This window comes from Lysobacter sp. TAF61, assembly GCF_052113485.1.
Classification (GTDB): domain Bacteria; phylum Pseudomonadota; class Gammaproteobacteria; order Xanthomonadales; family Xanthomonadaceae; genus Lysobacter_J.
The window spans coordinates 84471-104133 of the sequence record NZ_JBFRDH010000005.1; the positions used below are offsets into that span (position 1 = coordinate 84471).

Here is a 19663-nt window from a genome sequence, read left to right on the forward strand (position 1 = left end):
CTCATGCCGCCTCCTTGCCGTGCACCGGGCTGAGAACCGGCAGCTTCTCGGCCACGCGCAGCACCGCACTGCGGGCGCGCGGATTGACCGAGGTTTCCTCGTCGAACGCCTTCTGCGCCGAACCGATCGCAAGCAGCACCGGCGTGAACGCCACCTCCACCGGCATGCGGCGATTGGCCGGCGGCGCCTTGCTGTGGCGAAGGATGAACTGCTTGACGATGCGGTCTTCCAGCGAATGGAAGCTGATCACCGCCAGGCGGCCGCCGGGCTTGAGGCGGGCGAGCGCGGCGTCGAGGCCGATCTCCAGATCGGCCAGCTCGCGGTTGATGAAGATGCGGATCGCCTGGAAGCTGCGCGTGGCCGGATGGATCTTGCTGTCGCCGCGCGGCATCACCGAGGCGATCAGATCGGCCAGCTGGGCGGTGCGCAGCAGCGGCTGTTCGGCACGGCGCGCGACGATCGTGCGGGCGATCTTGCGGCTCATGCGCTCTTCGCCGTAGGTCCACAGCACGTCGGCGATTTCGCGATCGTCGGCCTGGGCCAGCCACTGCGCCGCGCTCAACCCGCTGTCGGGGTCCATGCGCATGTCGAGCGGGCCGTCCTTGCCGAAGCTGAAACCGCGTTCGGCGACGTCGAGCTGCGGCGACGACACACCCAGGTCGAACAGGATGCCGTCGAGGCCGCCGGCGGTCTCGTTCCACTGCGCCAGTTCGGCGAAGCTGCCACGGAAGATCGCCACGCGCGGGTCCGCGGCGAACTCTCGTTCGGCAACGGCAATCGCTTCGGGATCCTTGTCCATGACCAGCAGCCGGCCTCCGGGGCCGAGTTGTTCCAGCACGCCACGCGCATGGCCGCCGCGCCCGAACGTGCCATCCAGGTACGTTCCGTTCCCGCGCACGTTCAGGCCGTCCAGCACCTGCGCGTACATCACGGGAAGGTGGCCGGAAAGCGCGCCGCGCCCCATGCCACCCACCGTCACAGCTGCAGGTCGAGCAGCTCCTCGCTCAGATCGTCGTCAGAAATGGTCTGACGGATCTGTGCGTGGTGCGCTTGCTCGCTCCACAGTTCGAACTTGTCGCCCATGCCCAGCAACACGGCCTTCTTCTCGATGCCGACGGCGGCACGGTGGCTGGCGGGGATGCTGATGCGGCCATTGCCGTCGAGCTCGACGAAGGTCGCCGCGCCGACCAGCTTGAGCTGCATGCTGCGGTTGACCTTCTTGGCCTTGGGCAGGGCATTGACCTGGTCGCGGACGCGTTCCCAGATGGCCTGCGGGTAGAGGTACAGCGAACCCGACTCGAACGGGTTGTAGGTGAGGACCATGCGGTTGCCGCATTCACGCGCGACGGCGTCACGGTAGACGGTGGGCACCGCCAGCCGGCCCTTGTCGTCAATCGTGATGGCGGTCTCACCCTGGAACATTCAGCACCTGGTTGGGGCCACCTCTAAGCGGGCGGCTTGGTCACTGAAAAACCACAAAAAACCCGGTTTTCCCTCAGATGCCCACCTTAGGCACGCCCCACAGGGTTGTCAACAAGTTTCCAGAGACAATTTCACCTGTTCCATCAAGGGCTTGCAGCGAACTTCACAGTCTTATTCAAGACTTATCCACTAGCCGTTGTTTAGTCTCATTTTTTGAGACTGGAAGGGGGTCAAGCACCAGCCAGGGCAAAGCCGCCCTTCGCCTCTTTGCCGATGCTGCCGCGCAGCACGAACCGCCCCATTTGCGATACCGATCACACATCTAGAATGAATAAAGGATGTCTATGGCCTCTTCACCCCCCTGCCCCGGCACTGGCAGGAGCTGCCCTCATCCGCCCTCCGGGCACCTTCTCCCGCAGGCGGGAGAAGGGAAATGCGAACCCCGTTCGCGAGCGGGAAAAGGCAAAAGCCGCCCGCCCGTCCGTTGGCGGGAACGCATCCAAGCGAACAAGCCCCCTTTAGTAAAGGGGGCGCCGCGGCAGCGGCAGGGAATTGGAGGCTGAAAGCCCGGGGCCCGAGTTGCGCAAGCAACTTGGGGCTCTTGAGCGCGAAGCGCAAAAGAGCAGGCGGCGGAGCCGGCCTGTAAGCCGGGTTCTGTCGTGGACAGTCATTCCTCTAGGCGCAGCGTCGCCGCTACGCTCAAGCAACCTACCCGGAGACACCGCGGGCCGCGGCATTGCCTCCCTATTTGGTCTTGCTCCCGGTGGGGTTTGCCGTGCCGGTCTGTTGCCAGACTCGCGGTGCGCTCTTACCGCACCGTTTCACCCTTACCACGCACGTCTTGCGACGCCGTTCGGCGGTCTGCTCTCTGTTGCACTTTCCGTCGGCTTGCGCCGCCCAGGCGTTACCTGGCACCGTGCCCTGTGGAGCCCGGACTTTCCTCGGCACCCCCGAAAGGATGACGCGACTGCCTGGCCGACTCCGCCGTGTTTATTCTACCGCTTCGCGTTGAATAAACCCCAAAGTTTGCTGCGCAAACCTTGGGCCCCGACTCAGTTCACCTCCAATTCCCTGCCGCTGCCGCGGCGCCCCCTTTACTAAAGGGGGCTGTTGCGTGCCATGCGCGACTGCCCGCTGCGCGCCCCACTCCCGACTGCGCGCACAACGAAGACCGGGAAATGAATTGCCGAAGCGTCGTCCGGCGGGTCGGGGATTGCGCAGCAGCGGGCCATGGATGGCCCGCGCCCCGCATCAGCCATGGATGGCTGATTAAGGGGCTGCGCAATCCCCGGCCCGCCGGACGGCGCCCGACCGGAGACATTCGCCCCTTCGGGCCAAGACTCAACCTTCGTCGGAGTTGTAGAGCGCTTTTCTTGGCGCGCCGCTCAGCTCGGCGGCGAGCTTGGCCGCCTGGGAGGGCTTCAGGTGTTCGCTGAGCTTGGCGTACAGGCGTCGGCCCTCGGCGATGCTGGCGTCGGCGTCGTCACCGGCCCCTTCCACGATCACGACGAACTCACCCTTGCGCTGGTTCGGATCGGCCGCAACGCGCGCCTTCAACTCGCCCAGCGTTCCGTCGAGCACCGTCTCGAACAACTTGGTCAGCTCGCGACCGACCACCGCCACGCGCGCCTCCCCGAACGCCGCGGCGAGGTCTTCCAGCGACTCCTCGATACGGTGCGCCGACTCGTAAAAGATGAGCGTGCGCGGCTCGCCTACCAGCCGCGACAGCCGCTCGCGACGGGCCGAACCCTTGGCCGGCAGGAATCCCTCGAACACGAAACGATCGCTCGGCACACCGGCGACACTGAGCGCGGCGATCGCGGCACAAGCGCCCGGGACCGGCGACACCCGGATCCCGGCCGCACGCGCCGCGCGAACCAGGCGGAAGCCGGGATCGCTCACCAGCGGCGTTCCCGCATCCGACACCAGCGCCAGCGACTCGCCGGCACGCAGGCGCGCCACCAGCTGCGCCGCCTGCGCGTCCTCGTTGTGCTGGTGCAAGGCCAGCAGCGGACGCTCCAGGCCAAAGTGCGACAGCAGCTGGCGGGTGTGGCGGGTGTCCTCGGCGCAGATCGCGCTCACCGTCTTGAGGGTCTCCAGCGCGCGCGCCGACAGATCACCGAGGTTGCCGATCGGCGTGGCGACGACATGGAGGATTCCCGGAGGTGGGAGATTTGCTGCTTGGGACGTAGGCATCGTGCGTCTGCGGTGGGGCCGGGTAGAATCCTAACCGGTCCCTCAGGAACGCCGCGTCGCGGCGAACGCATGCCGATGAGCCTAGCTTCGAATCGATGGGCGATGAAATGGATCTTCGCCGCGGCAATGAGCACCGCCCTGCTCGGCGGTTGCGCCACGGTCACCCAAACCGGCACGACATCGCAGGCCAGCCGCAACGCCACCATCATGCAGGCCGGCGAACTTGCCCGCAGCGGCGCTTCCCTGGTCGGCCCGGCGCGCAGCGCCAACGATCGCCAGATCGAGCACCTGCTGGCGCAGCTCGACAACCCCACTCTCGCCCGCGAAGCGGCGGCCCTGGCGGCCGGCGATCCGCTCTACAACTATGTCGGCCAGGCGCTGATGCGCCGCGGCCTGCCGCTGCCGCGTCCGTTCGACCGCAGCGGCTGGCATTTCGATGCCGCCAGCCGCCCGCCGGCCGACAGCGACGGTTACCGCCCGCCGGTGAAGCTGGCCGTGCTGCTGCCGATGTCGGGCAGCCTGGCCGTCCCGGCCACGCCGGTGCGCGATGGCTTCCTCGCCGGCTATTACGGCGAAACCCGCCGCCGCCCCGACATCAGCTTCTACGACACCGCCGGCACCACCGGTGGCGCGCTGGCGGCCTACGACCTGGCCGCGGCCGAAGGCAACGACTTCGTGGTCGGTCCGCTCGGCCGCGACGAAGTCAACGCGCTGTTCGGCAAGGCCTCGTTGCCGGTGCCGGTGCTCGCGCTCAACCGCGGTGATGTCTCGCCGCCGAACGGCAACGCCGGCTTCTCGCTGTCGCCGGAAGACGAGGGCATCGCCGCGGCCGAATACCTGCTGGGCCGCGGTGCGCGCAAGGTGCTGGTGATCGGCGGCAGCGACGAGACGCAGCAGCGTGCCGTCGCCAGCCTGCGCGATCGCCTGGTCGAACGCGGCGGCGAAGTGACCGACGTGGTCAGCGAAGGCATCGCCGATCTTGGTCCGTATGCGCAGAAGGCCGGCGGCGTCGATGCCGTGTTCCTGGCGATCAAGGGCAGCAATGCACGCACGCTGATGCCGAAGCTGGCCCTGGCCGGCCTCGCTGGCAAGCCGCGCGTGGCGACGTCGCAGGTGTTGTCGGGCACCGGCAAGCCGGAAGAAGACCGCATCCTCGACGGCATCGTCTTCCCGAGCGATGTCTGGAGCACGCGCGGCGTGCCCGGCCTGCCACCGGCAAGCAACGTTGGCGCGCAGTTGTCGAGCGCCAAGGGGCCGGCCGCACGCCTGTTCGCATTCGGCTACGACGCCTGGCAGATCACCGCCTACCTGCAGCGCCTGGCAACAACGGCCGACGGTCGCATCGACGGCGCCACCGGCACGTTGCGCCTGGACGGCTTCGGCAATGTCCTGCGCACGCCGGCATGGTCGACGTTCAGCGCCGGCGTCGCCACTCCGCTGGCCGATGCCGCCCAGCGCTGACAAGCGCGCAAAAGGCGCGGCGGTGGAAGCCGCCGCGCGCGATTACCTGATCGATGCAGGGCTGCGCGAAGTGGCCGCGAATGCGACCTACCGCATCGGCGAACTCGATCTGGTCATGCTCGACGGCGCCACGCTGGTGTTCGTCGAAGTGCGATTCCGCCGCAACGCCCGCTTCGGCGGGGGTGCCGGTTCGGTGGACGTGCACAAGCGCCGAAAGCTTATCCGTGCCGCGATGGTGTTCCTTGCCAGGAACCGGCGCTACGCCGGCGGCGCGTGTCGTTTCGATGTGATCGAGGCCGAAGGCGACCCGGCGGCGCCCACCTTCCACTGGCTGCGCGATGCATTCCGCGCCGACGACTGCTGAGCGGCACCGCGGCTTCCGGCGCTGTTGGTGTCACGCCGTGCGATCGTTCACGCCGTTGCCGCGTGCAGGTGCTCGTAGAGGATCGTCGCGCCGACCAGGATCAGGATGACGCCACCGGCCATTTCGGCGCGCTTGCCGATCAGCATGCCCAGCGCGCGGCCGGCCATGATCCCGAGCGTGACCATCGTCAGCGTGCAAAGCCCGATGACGACGGCGACGACGAGGATGTTCACGTCGACAAAGGCCAGGCCCACACCGACGGCCATGGCATCGATGCTGGTGGCCAGTCCGGTCAGGGCGACCGACCAGATCCCGCCCAAGCGGCCGGTGGCCGCCGCTTCGGCCGCGTCCTGGTCGGTGGCGGCCTTGTAGATCATGTGCAGCCCCAGCACCCCCAGCATGCCGAAGGCGATCCAGTGGTCCCAGGCTTCGATGTAGCGCGAGGCGGCGGAACCCAACAGCCAGCCAATGACCGGGGTGATGCCTTCGACCACGCCGAAGATCAGGCCTATGCGCAGCGCTTCGGGCCAGCGCGGCCGGAGCATGCCGGCGCCCTTGCCCAGCGCCGCCGCGAAGGCATCGGTGGACATGGCCAGGCCGAGCAGCACGATTGATACGGGGTTCATGGCGTCGATCACCAACGCTGTCGGCCGGAAGTCCAGCTTATCAGGGCGGACTCAACGACTTCCGGGAGGCAGCGTGACGCGTCGGCGAGAGCCCGCCGGAAGCCTCTTGCACCGCATGAAGCAGGCCGGTCAGGTCCTGCTTGAGCAGATAAGCCTGCACCTTCGACTTGGCGGCGCGCATGGCCACCTCGTCTTCAATCGCGCCCGACACAAGCAGGAACGGGATTTCCGGATCGAATTCGCGCGCGATGGCCAAGGCCTCGAATCCGCTGAATGCCGGCATCGATACGTCCGAGACGACCAGGTCCGCGCCAGCACTCATCGCGGCGCGCAACTCCGACGCCGATTGCACGTGCAGGAACTGCGCACGGATTCCGGCGTCGGCCAACTGCAGCGACACCAGTTCGGCGTCGTCGGCATCGTCCTCCACCAGGACGATGCGCAATGCATCGGCGTTGGGATCCGCGGCCGATCCCATGTCAGTCGATCACAGGCGGTTCGTTGATCACTGCCCAGAACTTGCCGAGCACCTTCACGGCCTGGAAGAACTGGTCGCCATCGACCGGCTTGACCACATAGGCATTGACGCCCAGGTTCCAGCCGGCGGCCAGGTCGCTCTCCTCGCGGGAAGACGACAGGATCACCACCGGCGTGTTCTTGAGCTTGGCGTCGCCGCGGATCTGCTGCAGGACTTCGAGTCCGTCCATGCGCGGCATCTTGATGTCCAGCAGCAGCACGGCCGGATGGCCTTCGGGACGGTCGGCAAAACGACCGCGCCGGTGCAGGTAGTCCATCGCCTCGACCCCGTCCTCGACGTGGACGATGGGGTTGACCAGGTTGGCATCGCGCAACGCGTCGATCGCCATCTCGGCGTCGGCGTGGCTGTCTTCTGCAAGCAGGATGGTGCGGAATTCGGTCATTGCATGAGCCTGGTAGTGGACGGCGGCGCATCGAGCGCGGCCGGCAGGGTGAATCGGAAAGTGGCGCCCTGATCGGGCTCGGACTCGGCACTGATGCTGCCACCGTGCCTTGCCAGTACGCGCTTGACACTGGCCAGGCCGATCCCGGTGCCGGGGAAGTCGCTGGCCTTGTGCAGTCGCTGGAACACGCCGAACAGCTTGCCGGCGTAGGCCATGTCGAAGCCGGCGCCGTTGTCGCGCACGCAGAACTCGTGGCTGCCATCGTCCAGGCGCTGGTGCGATACCTCGACCTGGCTGCGTTCGCGGTTGCTGCTGTACTTGACTGCGTTGCCGAGCAGGTTGAGCCAGACCTGGCGCATCATGTTCTCGTCGGCGACGACGATCGGCAGCGGCTGGATCTTCCAGGAAACCTGCTGCGAGCTGCCGTCGGCCGACAGGTTCGCGTCGAGCATCGCCCGCGTCTCGGCAACCATCGATTGCATGTCGACCGGCTGCAGGCGCAGTGCGCTGCGACCCAGGCGCGAATACACCAGCAGGTCGTCGATCAGGTGCGACATGCGCTTGGCCGAATTGCTGATGATGCCCAGGTAGTGCAGGCTCTTTTCGTCGGCGACTTCGCCAAGGTGGCGGGTCAGCTTGTCCGAGAAGCCGGCCACGTGGCGCAACGGCGCGCGCAGGTCGTGCGACACCGAGTAGCTGAACGCCTCCAGCTCGCGATTGACCTCCGAAACCTGGTCGACCTTGCCTTCGAGCTGGCGATTGAGCTCGTTGATCTTCCGCTGCGTTGCCTTCTGCGCGGATACGTCGCTGACGGTCAACAGCGCGACTTCGTCGTCGCGGTCGGGCAATGACATCCGGCTGGCATTGATCAATACGGTGCGCTCGACGCGATCGGCCGTGGTCTGCACCTGTTCGAAATCCCACAGCTCGCGCCCGCGCGAAAGCACGTCGCCCAGGCGCTGCTGCAGGATGGGATCCACCCAGGCGGCATTGGTCGCCAGCTGCTGGCCGTCGGCTGTCCGGCCGTAGAGCTGTTCGAATGCGGCGTTGTGCATGACCACGCGCTGTTGCGCATCGATCAACGCGATGGGTTCGCGGACCGTCTGCAGCACCGCCAGGGCGCGCGCACTGGACAGGCGCGACTGCCGTTCGGCAGACAATCGCTTCGACACCTGGCGTCCGAGCAACCACGTCACCAGGACCAGCAGCAGCACCTGCACCAGCATCGAACCCCAGCCCAGCCAGCGCGCCCAGGCACGCTGACGCTCGGCATTCCTGATGCGCTTGTCGAGCAGCACCTGCTCGTTGGCGAGCATCTCGCGAATGATGCTGCGAATAGGGAAACGCGTCACCAATGGCGTCACGACCGGCCCGGCATCTGGGGCACGGGTCTTGAGCAACTGGTCGATCACTTCCAGGCGGCGTTCGATCAGCTCGCTCAGCCGGCCTATGAGCAGCTGCTGGCGGGGATTGTCGGCGGTCAGCGCGGTCAGTTCCAGCAACTGCCCGGGTATCTGCTCGCGCCCCTGGGCAATGCGCTGCCGGGCCATCGGCAAGTCGCCACCGAGCACCACCACCATGGACGCCGACTCCACCTCGCGCACGTTCAGCGCCAGGCCGGTCACGGCCGATTCCACCTGGTGGGTGTGCGCGACGGCATCGGCCGCGTCGAGGTTGTCGCGGGACAGGTCCTGCAGGAACAGGAACGGGACGACCACGATCAACGCGATGCCCGCGGCGATGGCGGGCACCCGCCACCGTCCCAAGCTGTCCCGGGTTTCGGATACGTCCATTTGTCCCCTGACCACTGCCGCGATGGCTGGCCACACCAACCTGCGGCCGGCGGCAAGCGGCTGCCCCGGCCCAGCGGGCGATCCTATCCGATTTGCCGTGGAAGCTGCGAGCGCTACCAGCTGCATGAACGATTCAGGATTGCGCGACCTCGCCGCCCTGCTTGTGAGTCCCTGCCGACGCGCATAGGCTCCACGAAAAGTCGCGCCCCCTCCCACGCACTCGCAGGCAGCCGCATGACACGTACCCAGCCAGCCATCCTCGCCGCCGCACTCGCCAGCGTCCTGTTGCTCGCCGGATGCTCGAAACCGGACCCGGCCGCGACCGAAACCGCCAGCGCTGCCGCGCCCACGCCTCCCGCCCCGGCCGCAGCAACCCAGCCGGCGGAGAATCCGGATGTCTTCCGCTTCACGATCGGGTCGCTCGATGCCGTCGCACTCAAGGATGGCGTCATCGATGTCGCCAACGACGGCAAGACCTTCGCGCTCGGCCAGCCTGCGGGCGATGTCGCCGCGTTGCTGACCGCGGCCGGCCAGCCGACCGATACGCTGCACCTGGGCATCCAGCCTCTGCTGGTGCGCAGCGGCGCGCGAATCCTGTTGTTTGATACCGGCGCCGGCAATGTGTCCTGGGCGCGTGCCGGGCTCCTGCCGGCTTCTCTGCACGCTGCCGGCGTCGAGCCGTCCCAGGTCACCGACATCTTCCTGTCCCACCAGCACCAGGACCACACCGGTGGCCTGCTCGCACCCGACGGCAAGCTGGCCTTCCCCAACGCTGCCATCCACCTCTCGGCGCCCGAATGGGACTCGTTGAAGAAGGACCAGGATGCGGCTTCGCTTGTGGCGGCGATGACGCCCAAGGTGGTTGCCTTCCAGCCCGGCGCCGAGATCGTGCCCGGCGTGGTCACCGCCGTGGCTGCCGCCGGGCACACGCCGGGGCACAGCGCCTACGAAATCCGCTCGGGCGACGAGCGCCTTCTCTACATCGGCGATGTCGCGCATCACTTCGTGATCTCGGTGCAGCGACCGGAATGGACGGTGCAGTACGACCAGGATGCAGCGATGGCGCAGGCCAGCCGGCGCGCCCTGCTGCAACGCGCCGCCGACGGCAACCTGCGCATCTACGCGGTGCATTTCCCCTTTCCGGGCCTGGGGCACTTCAAGGCGCAGGGCGACAGCTTCGTCTGGGTGCCCGAGGGCTGACGCCCGGAGCGCCCTCATCAGCTTGGACTCGTAGCCCGATTGCCAGGAGTGCGATATGGCGTCCGTCCAGAGGGTCGAACTGCGCGGCCATCCCACCAGCCCGACGCGATGGCCGTCGTTGATCTTCGCCGGGCTGGCTTCAGGGCTGTTCCTGATGGCGCCGCCGTTCTTTGGTGAGGGCTGCCAAGGCGTGTGGGCGGCGTGAACGCCGGCGTTTTGCCGAAGCCTATGATGCGCCCGAAGCGCCCCTGCGCCGTCCGCCTGGACGGTCGCGAAGCCGGACGTCTTGCGATTGGAGAATCCCAATGCGCATTTCCGCACGTCACTTGCCGCTGGCCGCATTGCTGTTCGCAGTGACGGCTGCAGCGGCACCGCAGGCGACCGAACCCGTTGCCGCGCAGGCTGCAGCGTCGGCACCGGCGGATGCATTCAGTGCAGAGCAGCTCGACCAGATGATGGCGCCGCTCGCGCTGTATCCCGATTCGCTGCTTGCGCAGGTGCTGATGGCCTCGACCTATCCCGGCGACGTCGCCGACGCGGTCAAGTGGGCCAAGGCGCATCCCGATGCCAAGGGCGATGATGCTGTGCGCCAGGTCGGCAGCCAGGCCTGGGACCCGAGCGTGCAATCGCTGGTCGCCTTCCCGCAGGTACTGGACCTGCTGGGCAAGGACCCGGCCTGGGTGCAGCGGATGGGCGATGCGTTCCTGGCACAGCCCGATGCGGTGATGGACTCGGTGCAGCGGCTGCGCCGGCAGGCGCAGGCAGCCGGCAACCTGAAGTCGACCGAGCAACTGAAAGTCAGCTCCGAACCTGCGGCCGGATCCACGACCACCGTGGCGCCGGCGTCGTCGACGATCATCATCGAACCGGCCGACCCGCAGGTGGTGTATGTGCCGGCCTACAACTCGACCACGGTCTACGGCACCTGGCCCTACCCCTCCTACCCGCCCTACTACTACCCGCCGTCGCCGTATTACTACCCCGGTGGCGCGCTGTGGGCGGGACTGGCCTTCGGCACCGGCGTGGCGATCACCGCCGCGTTGTGGGGCGATTTCAACTGGGGCCATGGCGACATCGACATCAACGTCGACCGCTACAACAACATCAACAGCAATCGCCAGATCAACCGCGGCGACAACACCTGGCGCCACAACGCGGCCAACCGCGACGGCGTGCCTTACCGCGACCGCGCCAGCCGCGAGCAGTTCGGCCGGCAGAAGGACGGCGCCGGGCAACGCGACAACTTCCGCGGCCACGACCCGGCCCGCGCCGCCGACCGCGAACGCGCGCGCCAGTCGATGTCGCAACGCGGCTTCGACTCGCCCGCCGCAAGCAATCGCGAGGCCCGCGATCGCGCCGGCCAGGCGTCGCAACAGATGAACCGCCAGCAGGCGGGCGGGCGCGATGCCGCCGGCGCCCGCCAGGGCGCGCAGAACCGCGCCGACTCGCAGCGCAATGCCCAGGCCCGGCAAGGCACGCGACAGCAGTACCAGGGCAACCGCAGCGGACCCAACAATGCCTTCGCCGGCGCCGGCAATCCCGGCCAGACGCGGGCATCGTCCAATCGCGGCCATGGCAGCTACTCGGCATCGCAGCGGCCGTCGAGCGCGCGCGGTGGCGGCCGCCAGATGTCGCGTCCGTCGCGCCCGCCGCGTTCGGGCGGCGGCGCTCGTCGTCGTTGAGAGGAGACGAAGATGACCATCGCCGTTCGCTTTCTGGCAATGACATGCCTGGCACTGCTGGCTTCGGCCGCCGCCGCGCAGGAGTCGTTCCCGACCCAGGAGGCCGCTGCGCAGGCGCTGGTCGATGCGCTGGGTACAGACAAGGTCGACGAAGCGCGGCTGGGCGCCATCCTCGGGCCCGACTGGCTGGTCTATGTGCCGCGCGGCAGTGTCGAGCGCAGCGACGTCGATGCGTTCCTCACCCGCTATCGCGAGAAGCACTCGTTCCAGACACCGGCTGCCGGCCGCGCGATCCTGGCGGTGGGCAAGGACACCTGGACCCTGCCGGTGCCACTGGAAAAGAAGCCGGCCGGCTGGGCCTTCAACGTCAAGGCCGGCGAACCGGAAATCCGCGCGCGCCGGATCGGTCGCAACGAACTCGATGCGGTCCAGGCCGTGCTCGCCTATCACGATGCGCAGATGGACTATGCCGCGGTCGATCGCGACGGCGACGGTGTGCTCGAGTACGCGCAGAAGTTCCTCAGCAGCGACGACATGCACGACGGCCTGTACTGGCCCGAAGAGAACGGCATCGACGACAGCCCGCTGGGGCCGTTGTTCGGCGACGACACGCCCGATGGCGAATGGCACGGATACAAGTACCGCATCCTGACCTCGCAGGGCCCGTCGGCGCCGGGCGGCCAGTACGACTATCTGATCGGCGACAGCATGAGCCGCGGATTTGCCGTGATCGCATGGCCGGCCAGGTACGCCGACACCGGCGTGATGAGTTTCATGATCAGCCACGAGGGCGAAGTGTTCGAGAAGGACATGGGTCCCGACAGCGAGAAAACTGCCGAAGCGATGAAGCAGTTCGATCCGGACAGCAGTTGGAAGGAAGTACCGACCGATACAGCGGAAAAGGGCAAATGAAGGGCGCGTAGCCCGCGGCCAGGAGGGGCGCGATGAGGATGGCCGTTGTCACCGCGGTGGTGATCGTCGCAGGCTGCGGCGGCTCGCCATCGAAGGTGGAGACGCCGGCGCCGCCGACGCAATCGGAAGCAGACCGCGAAGTGGACGCAGGCCGCGGCGAGTTCACCGTCGCCGCCGGCATGAACGACACCTGGAACGCCGTCGGCCAGATCCTGATCCGCCTGGACGGCGTCAACTACGAGATGCGTGCGCAGATGCTCGGCATCTACACGGTGCGCTACCGCGGAGAACGTTTCATCATCCTCACCCGTGCGCTGCTGGCCAGCACCGAACGCAAAGGTCTTGCCACCGAAGTGGGCGCGCTCTGGCTCGACGGCAAGCCCAACAACAGCGCCGCCGCGCGCGACCTGCTCAGGCAACTGCAGCAGCACCTCCCGGCCGAGCTCGCGTTGATCGAGGCGGGCGGCAGGGGCAAGCCCAAGCACTGAAGCCCCGGCGCCGTGAACCGCTGGAGAACCGGGGAAGCCGCTGCCGGGACGACGCGTTATCCTGCGCAGCGATGAACACACCCGTGTCCGAACTTCACGCCGAACTCGCCGCGCTGCTCGGCGATGGCTGGCGCACCGACGCCAGTGAGCGCCTGGCGTATGCGTACGACAACTCCCGCCGCCAGTCGCTGCCCGATGCGGTGGCGTTGCCGACCACGCGCGAGCAGGTCGTGGCGTTGGTACGCTCGTGCCGCGCCCATGGCGTGCCCGTGGTCGCGCGCGGGCGCGGCACCAACACCACCGGCGCGGCCGTGCCCGTCGCCGGCGGCGTGGTGGTCTCGTTCGAACGGATGAACCGCATTGTCGACATCCGCCCCGGCGATCGTTGCGCGGTCGTCGAACCCGGCGTGCTCAATGGCGACCTGCAGGCGGCACTGAAGCCGCATGGGCTGTTCTGGCCACCCGATCCGACCAGCGCCGGCTACAGCAGCATCGGCGGCAACCTCGCCTGCAATGCCGGTGGCCCGCGCGCGGTGAAATACGGCGCCAGCCGCGACAACGTGCTGGCGCTGACCGCGGTGACCGGCACCGGCGAACTGATCCATTGCGGCACCGCGACCACCAAGGGCGCGACCGGGTACGACCTGCAACGCCTGCTGGTCGGCAGCGAGGGAACACTGGCCCTGATCGTCGAGGCCAGCCTGCGCCTGACGCCAATGCCGAAGACCCGGCGTGCGCTGCGCGCGATCTACCGCGACGTGTCCAGCGCGGCACAGGCGGTGGCGCGCCTGATGGCGCAGCCAGTGACGCCTTCGATGCTGGAGTTCATGGATGCCGATGCCGTGCGCCTGGCGCGCGACGTCGGCGGCGCCGACCTGCCGCACGATGCCGGTGCGCTGCTGATGGTCGAGGCCGACGGCGACGAGCAGACCTTGCCGCACGACATCGAAGCGCTGATGCGCGCGGCTGCAGGCGATGGCCTGATCTCGATCGACGACGCCGCCGACGAGGCCGCGCGCGAGAAGCTGTGGGCTGCGCGCAAGGCGCTGTCGCCGTCGTTGCGCACGCTGGCGCCGGGCAAGATCAACGAAGACGTGGTGGTGCCGGTGTCACGCATTCCGCAGCTGGTCGATGGCGTGCAGGTGCTGTCGCGCGAGTTCGAACTGCCGATCGTCTGCTTCGGCCACGCCGGCAATGGCAACCTGCACGTCAACCTGCTCTACGACCCCGCCGATGCCGCACAGAACGCGCGTGCGCATGCGGCGATGGCGCGGGTGTTCGCGCTGACGCTGTCGCTCGGCGGCACCTTGTCGGGCGAGCATGGCATCGGGCTGGCCAAGCGCGAGTTCATGCCGCAGGCAATCGATGCGCCGACGCTGGCGATGATGCGGGCGGTGAAGCGGGCGTTCGATCCGGACGGGATATTGAATCCGGGCAAGTTGCTGCCGGACGAGTAGGTGCCCGGCCTAGCCGAAGTGTTCGTAGCCCTTGCGTGGCGGCAGCCACTCGATCGCGTCCGCGTCGAACACATGCACGCCCGGGTTCGCGGTGATGCGCCCTACCCAGCTCACCGGCACACCCGCGCTGTCGGCGGCGCGCTGGACCTCATCGAGCCGTTCTGACGGCGCGGTGAAACACAGTTCGTAATCGTCCCCGCCGGCCACCTGCAGCAGCCGGCGCGCTTGGCCGCTGGCGAAGGCCTGCAGCGCATCGGATGCGGGCAATGAGTCCAGGTCGACGTCGGCGCCGGCGCCGCTGGTCCGGCAGACATGGCCCAGGTCGGCCAGCAGGCCGTCGGACAGGTCGATGCAGGCGTGTGCGATGCCGACCAGGGCCTGCCCCAGTGCGACGCGCGGTGTCGGCCGGTCGAGCCGTATGCGCAACAGCGCATCGCCATCTGCATCCGCGCGCCACTGTTCCAGCGCCGCCGCGGCGTCGCCGAGGCAACCGCTGACCCAGACGTCGTCGCCGATGCGCGCCGCATCACGTCGCAACGCGCGGCCGGGTTCGACGAACCCGTGCACGGTCACGCTGATCGAGAGCGGGCCGCGGGTGGTGTCGCCACCGACGAGGGCGATGCGGTGCTGCGAGGCAAGGGCGAGGAAACCGTCGAGGAAACCGTCGAGCCAGGTTTCGTCGCTGTCGGGCAACGACAACGACAGCGTGCACCACGCCGGCTCCGCGCCCATCGCCGCAAGATCGGAGAGATTGACCGCGAGCGCCTTCCAGCCGACGTCGGCCGCTGCGGTTTCGGGCGGGAAATGCACGCCGGCGTTGAGCGTGTCGGTGGCCACGACCAGTTGCATGGCCGGCGGCACCTGCAGCACCGCGGCATCGTCGCCGATGCCGAGGATGACGTCGTCGCGGTGGGCGGCGCGGGACTGGATGCGGGCGATCAGGTCGAACTCTTTCACGGCCTTGTCCTCGTCCCTGCCCCGTCCCTGCCCTCACCCCGGCCCTCTCCCGCTGGCGGGAGAGGGAGCGTATCAACTGTCGCTCTCCCGCAGACGGGAGAGGTGCATCACTTGCCGCGCGGCGCCTGCACTTCGGTCGCGCGCCAGGCGGCGGCGGCATGATCGAGCACGCCATTGACGTAGGTGTGGCCGTGCTCCGCGCCGAAGCGCTTGACCGACTCGATCGCCTCGTTGATCACCACGCGGTACGGCACGTCCGGACGCAGGCGCAGCTCGTAGGCGGCGATGCGCAGGGCGGCGCGTTCGATCGCATCGACCTGGTCGATCTCGCGGTCGAGGAACGGCTGCAATGCTTCGTCGAGGTCGTTGCAGTGCTGGTCGACGCCGCGCACCAGGTCCTCGAAGTATTCCAGGTCGGCCACTTCGTGCGCCTGCTCGTGGGCGAACTGCGAGATCACGTCCGGCGCTGTGGCGCCCGACATCTGCCAGGCATACACGGCCTGCAGGGCGCGACGGCGCGCACGCGAACGGGCTACGGGATCGATTCCATCGTTGCGACGGCGGTTCATGGCAGTTGCCCCAGCAGGTGACTCATTTCCAATGCGGCCAAGGCCGCCTCTTCGCCCTTGTTGCCGTGGCTGCCGCCTGCGCGGGCCTCGGCATCTTCGTGGCGCTCGACCGCGAGCACGCCGTTGGCCACGGGCAGGCCGTAGTCCAGCGAGACCCGCATCAGGCCGTCCGAGCATCCGTCGGCGACCTGTTCGTAATGACGCGTGTCGCCGCGCACGACGCAACCCAGCGCGACCACGGCGGCATGCTGCCCGGCGGCGCCCAGGCGCGCGGCCACGAGGGGGATCTCCCAGGCGCCCGGGACGCGGATCACGTCCACCGCCGTTTCGGCCACGCCGTTGTCGGTGAACGTCTTGCGCGCGCCTGCCACCAGCGTATCGGTGATGCGCGGGTTCCAGCGGCTGGCAATGATCGCGAAGCGCGCGCCCTCGGGGCTGCGCAGGTCGCCTTCGTAATGGGGCATGGGGGATTGTCCGGAGTGGGCGGGCATTTTAGCGCGTTAAGGGGATGCTCCCCCTGCAGGCAGGGGGAGGCGCACGTCGTCAGTGCGGCAACTCGACGTACTCGACCACTTCCAGGCCGTAGCCGGCCAGGCCGATCTGACGGCGCGGGGTGCCCAGCACGCGCAGCTTGCCCAGGCCGAGGTCGGCCAGGATCTGGCCACCGGCGCCGTTCCTGCGCCATTCGGCCAGCGCGTGGCCCGGGGGCGTTGTCGCCGGGGTCGCTTCGTTGTCGGCATGCAACGGCGCCTGCACGCGCGCCAGCATCGCCTCGGCGTCGGCTCCGTCGGCCAGCAGCACCAGCGCGCCGCGGCCTTCACTGGCGATGGCCCTGAGCACGTCACCCACGGCCGGTCCGAAGTCCGGACGTCGCCAGTGCAGGGCGTCGGCGAGCGGGTTGAGCATGTGCACGCGCACCAGCGTCGGCGACGAGGGGTCGGGCTCGCCGCGACGCAGGGCGAAGTGCAGGCCGTGGCTGAGGCGGTCGCGGTAGGTGAACAACTGGAACGGGCCGTGCTCGGTCTCGATCTCGCGCTCGTCGATGCGCTCGACGGTGTGCTCGGTTTCCAGGCGGTAGCGGATCAGCTCCTCGATCGAGCCGATCTTCAGGCCGTGCTCGGCGGCGAACTGCTCCAGCTGCGGCCGCCGCGCCATGCCGCCGTCGGGGTTGAGGATCTCCACCAGCACGCCGGCCGGCTCCATGCCCGCCAGCAGCGCCAGGTCGGCGGCCGCTTCGGTATGGCCGGCGCGGTTGAGCACGCCGCCGGGCTGGGCCTGCAGCGGGAAGATATGGCCGGGCTGGGAGAGATCGCTCGGCGCCGCATCCGGGCGCACCGCGGTGCGGATGGTGTGGGCACGGTCGTAGGCCGAGATGCCGGTGGTGACGCCTTCGGCCGCCTCGATGCTGACGGTGAAGTTGGTGTGGTGCTGCGAGGTGTTGTCGCGGACCATCGGCGGCAGGCCGAGCTGGCGGCAGCGTTCGCGCGTGAGCGACAGGCACACCAGGCCACGCGCGTGGGTGACCATGAAGTTGATGTCCTGCGGGCGAACCAGTTCGGCGGCCATGATCAGGTCGCCTTCGTTCTCGCGGTCCTCGTCATCGACGATGACGACCATGCGGCCGTTGCGGATCTCTTCGAGCAGTTCGGGGATGGGGCTGAAAGGCATGGGGTTTCCTGTTGCACGTCATCCGGGCTGGGCCGGTTCATTCTTGTCAACGCCATCCCGGCGAACGCCGGGATCAAACTTGTCAACGCCATCCCGGCGAACGCCGGGATCTGTTTTCCGGTCAGTCGTTGCGGCCGGCGAGCAGGCGCTCGACATAGCGCGCCACCAGGTCGATCTCGAGATTGACCGCGTCGCCAACGCCGGTCTGCACGAATGCCGTGTTGGCGACCGTGTGCGGGATCAGCGCGACTTCGAAGCCGTGGGCATCGACCTCGTTGACGGTCAGGCTGACGCCGTCCACGCAGATCGATCCCTTCTTGGCGATGTAGCGCAGCAGCGCCGCCGGGGCATTGAAGCGCCAGCGTTGCGCGCGCGCGTCCCCGGTGACCGAGGCGACGCTGCCGAGGCCGTCGACATGGCCGCTGACCATATGACCGCCAAGGCGATCGGTCGGGCGCATCGCCCGCTCCAGGTTCAACACCGAACCGGGCACGAGGGCGCCAAGCGTGGTCAGCGACAGGGTCTCGTTGGACGCATCGGCGGCGAAGCGAGTCGTATCGAACTCGACCACGGTCAGGCACACGCCATTGACCGCGATGCTTTCGCCCAGCTTGACCGCGTCGAACGCGAGCGTGCCGACGTCGACGGTCAGGCGGACGTCGCCGCCGCGGTTCTCGGTGGTGGCCAGGCGGCCTACCCCTTCGATGATGCCGGTGAACATCAGCGCGCCTCCGCGGACGCGACAACGCGGCCGGCAAAGGCGAAGGACCTGGTGAACCTGATGACGATGGACATGAAACGTTTCCCGCAGAAGTGAGCGAAAAACGCCTCAAGGCATGAGGCAGGCGCACGGCCGCGAGGCCGTGTGCAGCTGTCTTCTTTCATCCGGACTGTGGCGGCGCCATCGCTGGCCCCGCTGTACCGTCGGCTCCGGCATCTGACCGGATCTGCTGACCCTCCGGCGTGGCCGGAGGCGCTCGCGGGCTCGTGCAGACTGGCCTGGGCTGGCCTGCACCTACCGCCGGTGGGGAATTCCACCCCGCCCTGAAGACGTCGTGTTGTGGTGCCGCTGGATTGGCGCGGCGATTCTAGCATCCAGGTCCGGGGCCGCTTTCGGGCGGGCCGGCGGACGCAGTGTTCCACCGACCCGGCTGGGATTCAGGGCTTGCGGCGCAGGTGCAGGAACAGCGGCCACTGGATCAGGCGGGTATCGCCCTCCCCGCCCCAGTCTGCCGCCATGGCCGGCCCGTAACGGCCGACGGGGTCTTCGCCGGTGTCTGCGGTGCAGCGCGCGACCGCCGACATGCTCGACAGGTAGCGCAGGAAATGGCCCAGGTCCCACTCCGCCTCCAGCCACATTGCCGGCGCCGGCAGCGCCGGGAACGGCCAGTCGTAGCCGGCGTAGCGGGCATCGATCTGGGCGCGCTCGGGGGGCCAGTAGGGTTCGATGCGGGCACGGAACGCCGCAACGGCATCGACCATGCCCTCGGGCGCGATGAAGTCGCCATAGCCCCAGGCGGCAAGAACACCGCCCGGCGTGAGCACACGCTCGCACTCGCGGAAGAACGGCTCGCGGTCGAACCAGTGCAGCGCCTGCGCAACCGCCACCAGTTGCACGCTGGCGTCGGCCAGTGCGGTGCGTTCGCCGGGTTCGACGGCGAGGCTGACGTTGCTCTTTTCGTTATGGGCCCAGTGCTGGGCCAGCTGCTTCGCGCTCGGCTCGGTGGCATGCACGTGGGCGAAGCGTGCCGCCAGTCCGCGCGTGGCCTGGCCACTGCCGCAGCCGGGTTCCCAGACATGGGCGCTGGCGGGAACCACCGCGGCGATCGCGTCGAAGAGCGCGTCCGGGTACTCCGGGCGGGCCTGCGCATAGGCATCGGCGATGCCGGAGAAATGATCCTTGAACGGTGTCGCTGCCGGGTCCGTGGTCATGACTGCCTCCAGTGCT

Annotated in this window: 20 protein-coding genes, 1 other RNA gene, 1 pseudogene and 1 riboswitch; of the genes and pseudogenes, 8 read left to right on the forward strand and 14 right to left on the reverse strand. The window is 68.2% G+C overall.

Annotation, left to right across the window (positions count from 1 at the left end):
• Position 1: 1 nt before the first annotated feature.
• From rsmH to rsmI, 4 genes are all read right to left on the reverse strand, one after another.
• The gene (gene rsmH / locus AB4Y64_RS12355; protein ID WP_441816761.1) at positions 2–964 is read right to left on the reverse strand and encodes a 16S rRNA (cytosine(1402)-N(4))-methyltransferase RsmH; all 963 of its coding nucleotides are present in this window, start codon (positions 962–964) and stop codon (positions 2–4) included.
• Between the two features lie 11 nt (positions 965–975).
• Positions 976–1422, reverse strand: a complete 447-nt coding sequence (mraZ, locus tag AB4Y64_RS12360) for a division/cell wall cluster transcriptional repressor MraZ (RefSeq protein WP_441816762.1) — start codon at positions 1420–1422, stop codon at positions 976–978.
• Positions 1423–2049: 627 nt separating this feature from the next.
• Positions 2050–2405, reverse strand: an RNA gene (rnpB, locus tag AB4Y64_RS12365) — RNase P RNA component class A.
• A 358-nt stretch (positions 2406–2763) separates the two neighbouring features.
• Entirely contained in the window at positions 2764–3618 is an 855-nt protein-coding gene (gene rsmI / locus AB4Y64_RS12370) for a 16S rRNA (cytidine(1402)-2'-O)-methyltransferase (RefSeq protein WP_441816763.1), read from the reverse strand.
• A gap of 213 nt (positions 3619–3831) precedes the next feature.
• Here rsmI and AB4Y64_RS12375 point away from each other — a divergent pair.
• Positions 3832–5079, forward strand: a pseudogene (locus AB4Y64_RS12375) (penicillin-binding protein activator); the annotation flags it as partial.
• Positions 5063–5443 (forward strand): YraN family protein, encoded by a 381-nt coding sequence (locus AB4Y64_RS12380; RefSeq protein ID WP_441816764.1) that lies wholly within the window; start codon positions 5063–5065, stop codon positions 5441–5443. The pseudogene AB4Y64_RS12375 and the gene AB4Y64_RS12380, both read left to right, overlap by 17 nt.
• Before the next feature lie 47 nt (positions 5444–5490).
• On the opposite strand, the gene AB4Y64_RS12385 is transcribed toward AB4Y64_RS12380, so the two are convergent.
• Genes AB4Y64_RS12385 through AB4Y64_RS12400 form a run of 4 tightly spaced genes read right to left on the reverse strand, consistent with a single transcriptional unit; the run spans position 5491 to position 8782 of the window.
• Entirely contained in the window at positions 5491–6069 is a 579-nt protein-coding gene (locus tag AB4Y64_RS12385) for a manganese efflux pump MntP (protein WP_441816765.1), read from the reverse strand.
• A gap of 40 nt (positions 6070–6109) precedes the next feature.
• Complete coding sequence (locus tag AB4Y64_RS12390) at positions 6110–6547, reverse strand: response regulator (RefSeq protein WP_441816766.1); 438 nt, start codon at positions 6545–6547, stop codon at positions 6110–6112.
• Between the two features lies 1 nt (position 6548).
• Complete coding sequence (locus AB4Y64_RS12395; protein WP_441816767.1) at positions 6549–6989, reverse strand: response regulator; 441 nt, start codon at positions 6987–6989, stop codon at positions 6549–6551.
• Positions 6986–8782 carry a sensor histidine kinase gene (locus AB4Y64_RS12400; RefSeq protein WP_441816768.1) on the reverse strand — a complete coding sequence of 599 codons (1797 nt, stop codon included), beginning with the start codon at positions 8780–8782 and terminating at the stop codon, positions 6986–6988. Before AB4Y64_RS12400 ends, AB4Y64_RS12395 begins: the two co-directional genes overlap by 4 nt.
• A gap of 234 nt (positions 8783–9016) precedes the next feature.
• Here AB4Y64_RS12400 and AB4Y64_RS12405 point away from each other — a divergent pair, with 234 nt between their 5' ends.
• From AB4Y64_RS12405 to AB4Y64_RS12430, 6 genes are all read left to right on the forward strand, one after another.
• The gene (locus AB4Y64_RS12405; RefSeq protein WP_441816769.1) at positions 9017–9982 is read left to right on the forward strand and encodes an MBL fold metallo-hydrolase; all 966 of its coding nucleotides are present in this window, start codon (positions 9017–9019) and stop codon (positions 9980–9982) included.
• A 55-nt stretch (positions 9983–10037) separates the two neighbouring features.
• Positions 10038–10187 (forward strand): hypothetical protein, encoded by a 150-nt coding sequence (locus tag AB4Y64_RS12410; protein WP_441816770.1) that lies wholly within the window; start codon positions 10038–10040, stop codon positions 10185–10187.
• A 100-nt stretch (positions 10188–10287) separates the two neighbouring features.
• On the forward strand, positions 10288–11664 hold the full coding sequence (locus tag AB4Y64_RS12415; protein WP_441816771.1) for a DUF3300 domain-containing protein: 1377 nt from the start codon (positions 10288–10290) through the stop codon (positions 11662–11664).
• Between the two features lie 12 nt (positions 11665–11676).
• The gene (locus tag AB4Y64_RS12420) at positions 11677–12576 is read left to right on the forward strand and encodes a DUF2950 domain-containing protein (protein ID WP_441816772.1); all 900 of its coding nucleotides are present in this window, start codon (positions 11677–11679) and stop codon (positions 12574–12576) included.
• 32 nt (positions 12577–12608) lie between these two features.
• Positions 12609–13064, forward strand: a complete 456-nt coding sequence (locus AB4Y64_RS12425; protein ID WP_441816773.1) for a hypothetical protein — start codon at positions 12609–12611, stop codon at positions 13062–13064.
• A 71-nt stretch (positions 13065–13135) separates the two neighbouring features.
• Entirely contained in the window at positions 13136–14521 is a 1386-nt protein-coding gene (locus AB4Y64_RS12430) for an FAD-binding oxidoreductase (RefSeq protein ID WP_441816774.1), read from the forward strand.
• A gap of 9 nt (positions 14522–14530) precedes the next feature.
• Here the strand turns inward: AB4Y64_RS12430 and thiL are convergent, their stop codons facing one another.
• The 6 genes from thiL to AB4Y64_RS12460 form a co-directional block, all read right to left on the reverse strand.
• The gene (gene thiL, locus AB4Y64_RS12435; RefSeq protein ID WP_441816775.1) at positions 14531–15478 is read right to left on the reverse strand and encodes a thiamine-phosphate kinase; all 948 of its coding nucleotides are present in this window, start codon (positions 15476–15478) and stop codon (positions 14531–14533) included.
• Positions 15479–15585: 107 nt separating this feature from the next.
• On the reverse strand, positions 15586–16047 hold the full coding sequence (gene nusB / locus AB4Y64_RS12440) for a transcription antitermination factor NusB (RefSeq protein ID WP_200606821.1): 462 nt from the start codon (positions 16045–16047) through the stop codon (positions 15586–15588).
• A complete protein-coding gene (gene ribH, locus AB4Y64_RS12445; RefSeq protein WP_158733423.1) occupies positions 16044–16511 on the reverse strand; it encodes a 6,7-dimethyl-8-ribityllumazine synthase in 468 nt (155 codons plus the stop codon). The genes nusB and ribH overlap by 4 nt, the downstream gene beginning before the upstream one ends.
• 79 nt (positions 16512–16590) lie before the next feature.
• Positions 16591–17715 (reverse strand): 3,4-dihydroxy-2-butanone-4-phosphate synthase, encoded by a 1125-nt coding sequence (gene ribB / locus AB4Y64_RS12450; protein ID WP_441816776.1) that lies wholly within the window; start codon positions 17713–17715, stop codon positions 16591–16593.
• A 121-nt stretch (positions 17716–17836) separates the two neighbouring features.
• On the reverse strand, positions 17837–18436 hold the full coding sequence (locus AB4Y64_RS12455; protein ID WP_441816777.1) for a riboflavin synthase: 600 nt from the start codon (positions 18434–18436) through the stop codon (positions 17837–17839).
• Positions 18437–18584: 148 nt separating this feature from the next.
• Positions 18585–18771, reverse strand: a riboswitch (FMN riboswitch).
• 102 nt (positions 18772–18873) lie between these two features.
• Complete coding sequence (locus AB4Y64_RS12460) at positions 18874–19647, reverse strand: class I SAM-dependent methyltransferase (RefSeq protein WP_441816778.1); 774 nt, start codon at positions 19645–19647, stop codon at positions 18874–18876.
• Between the last annotated feature and the right edge of the window lie 16 nt (positions 19648–19663).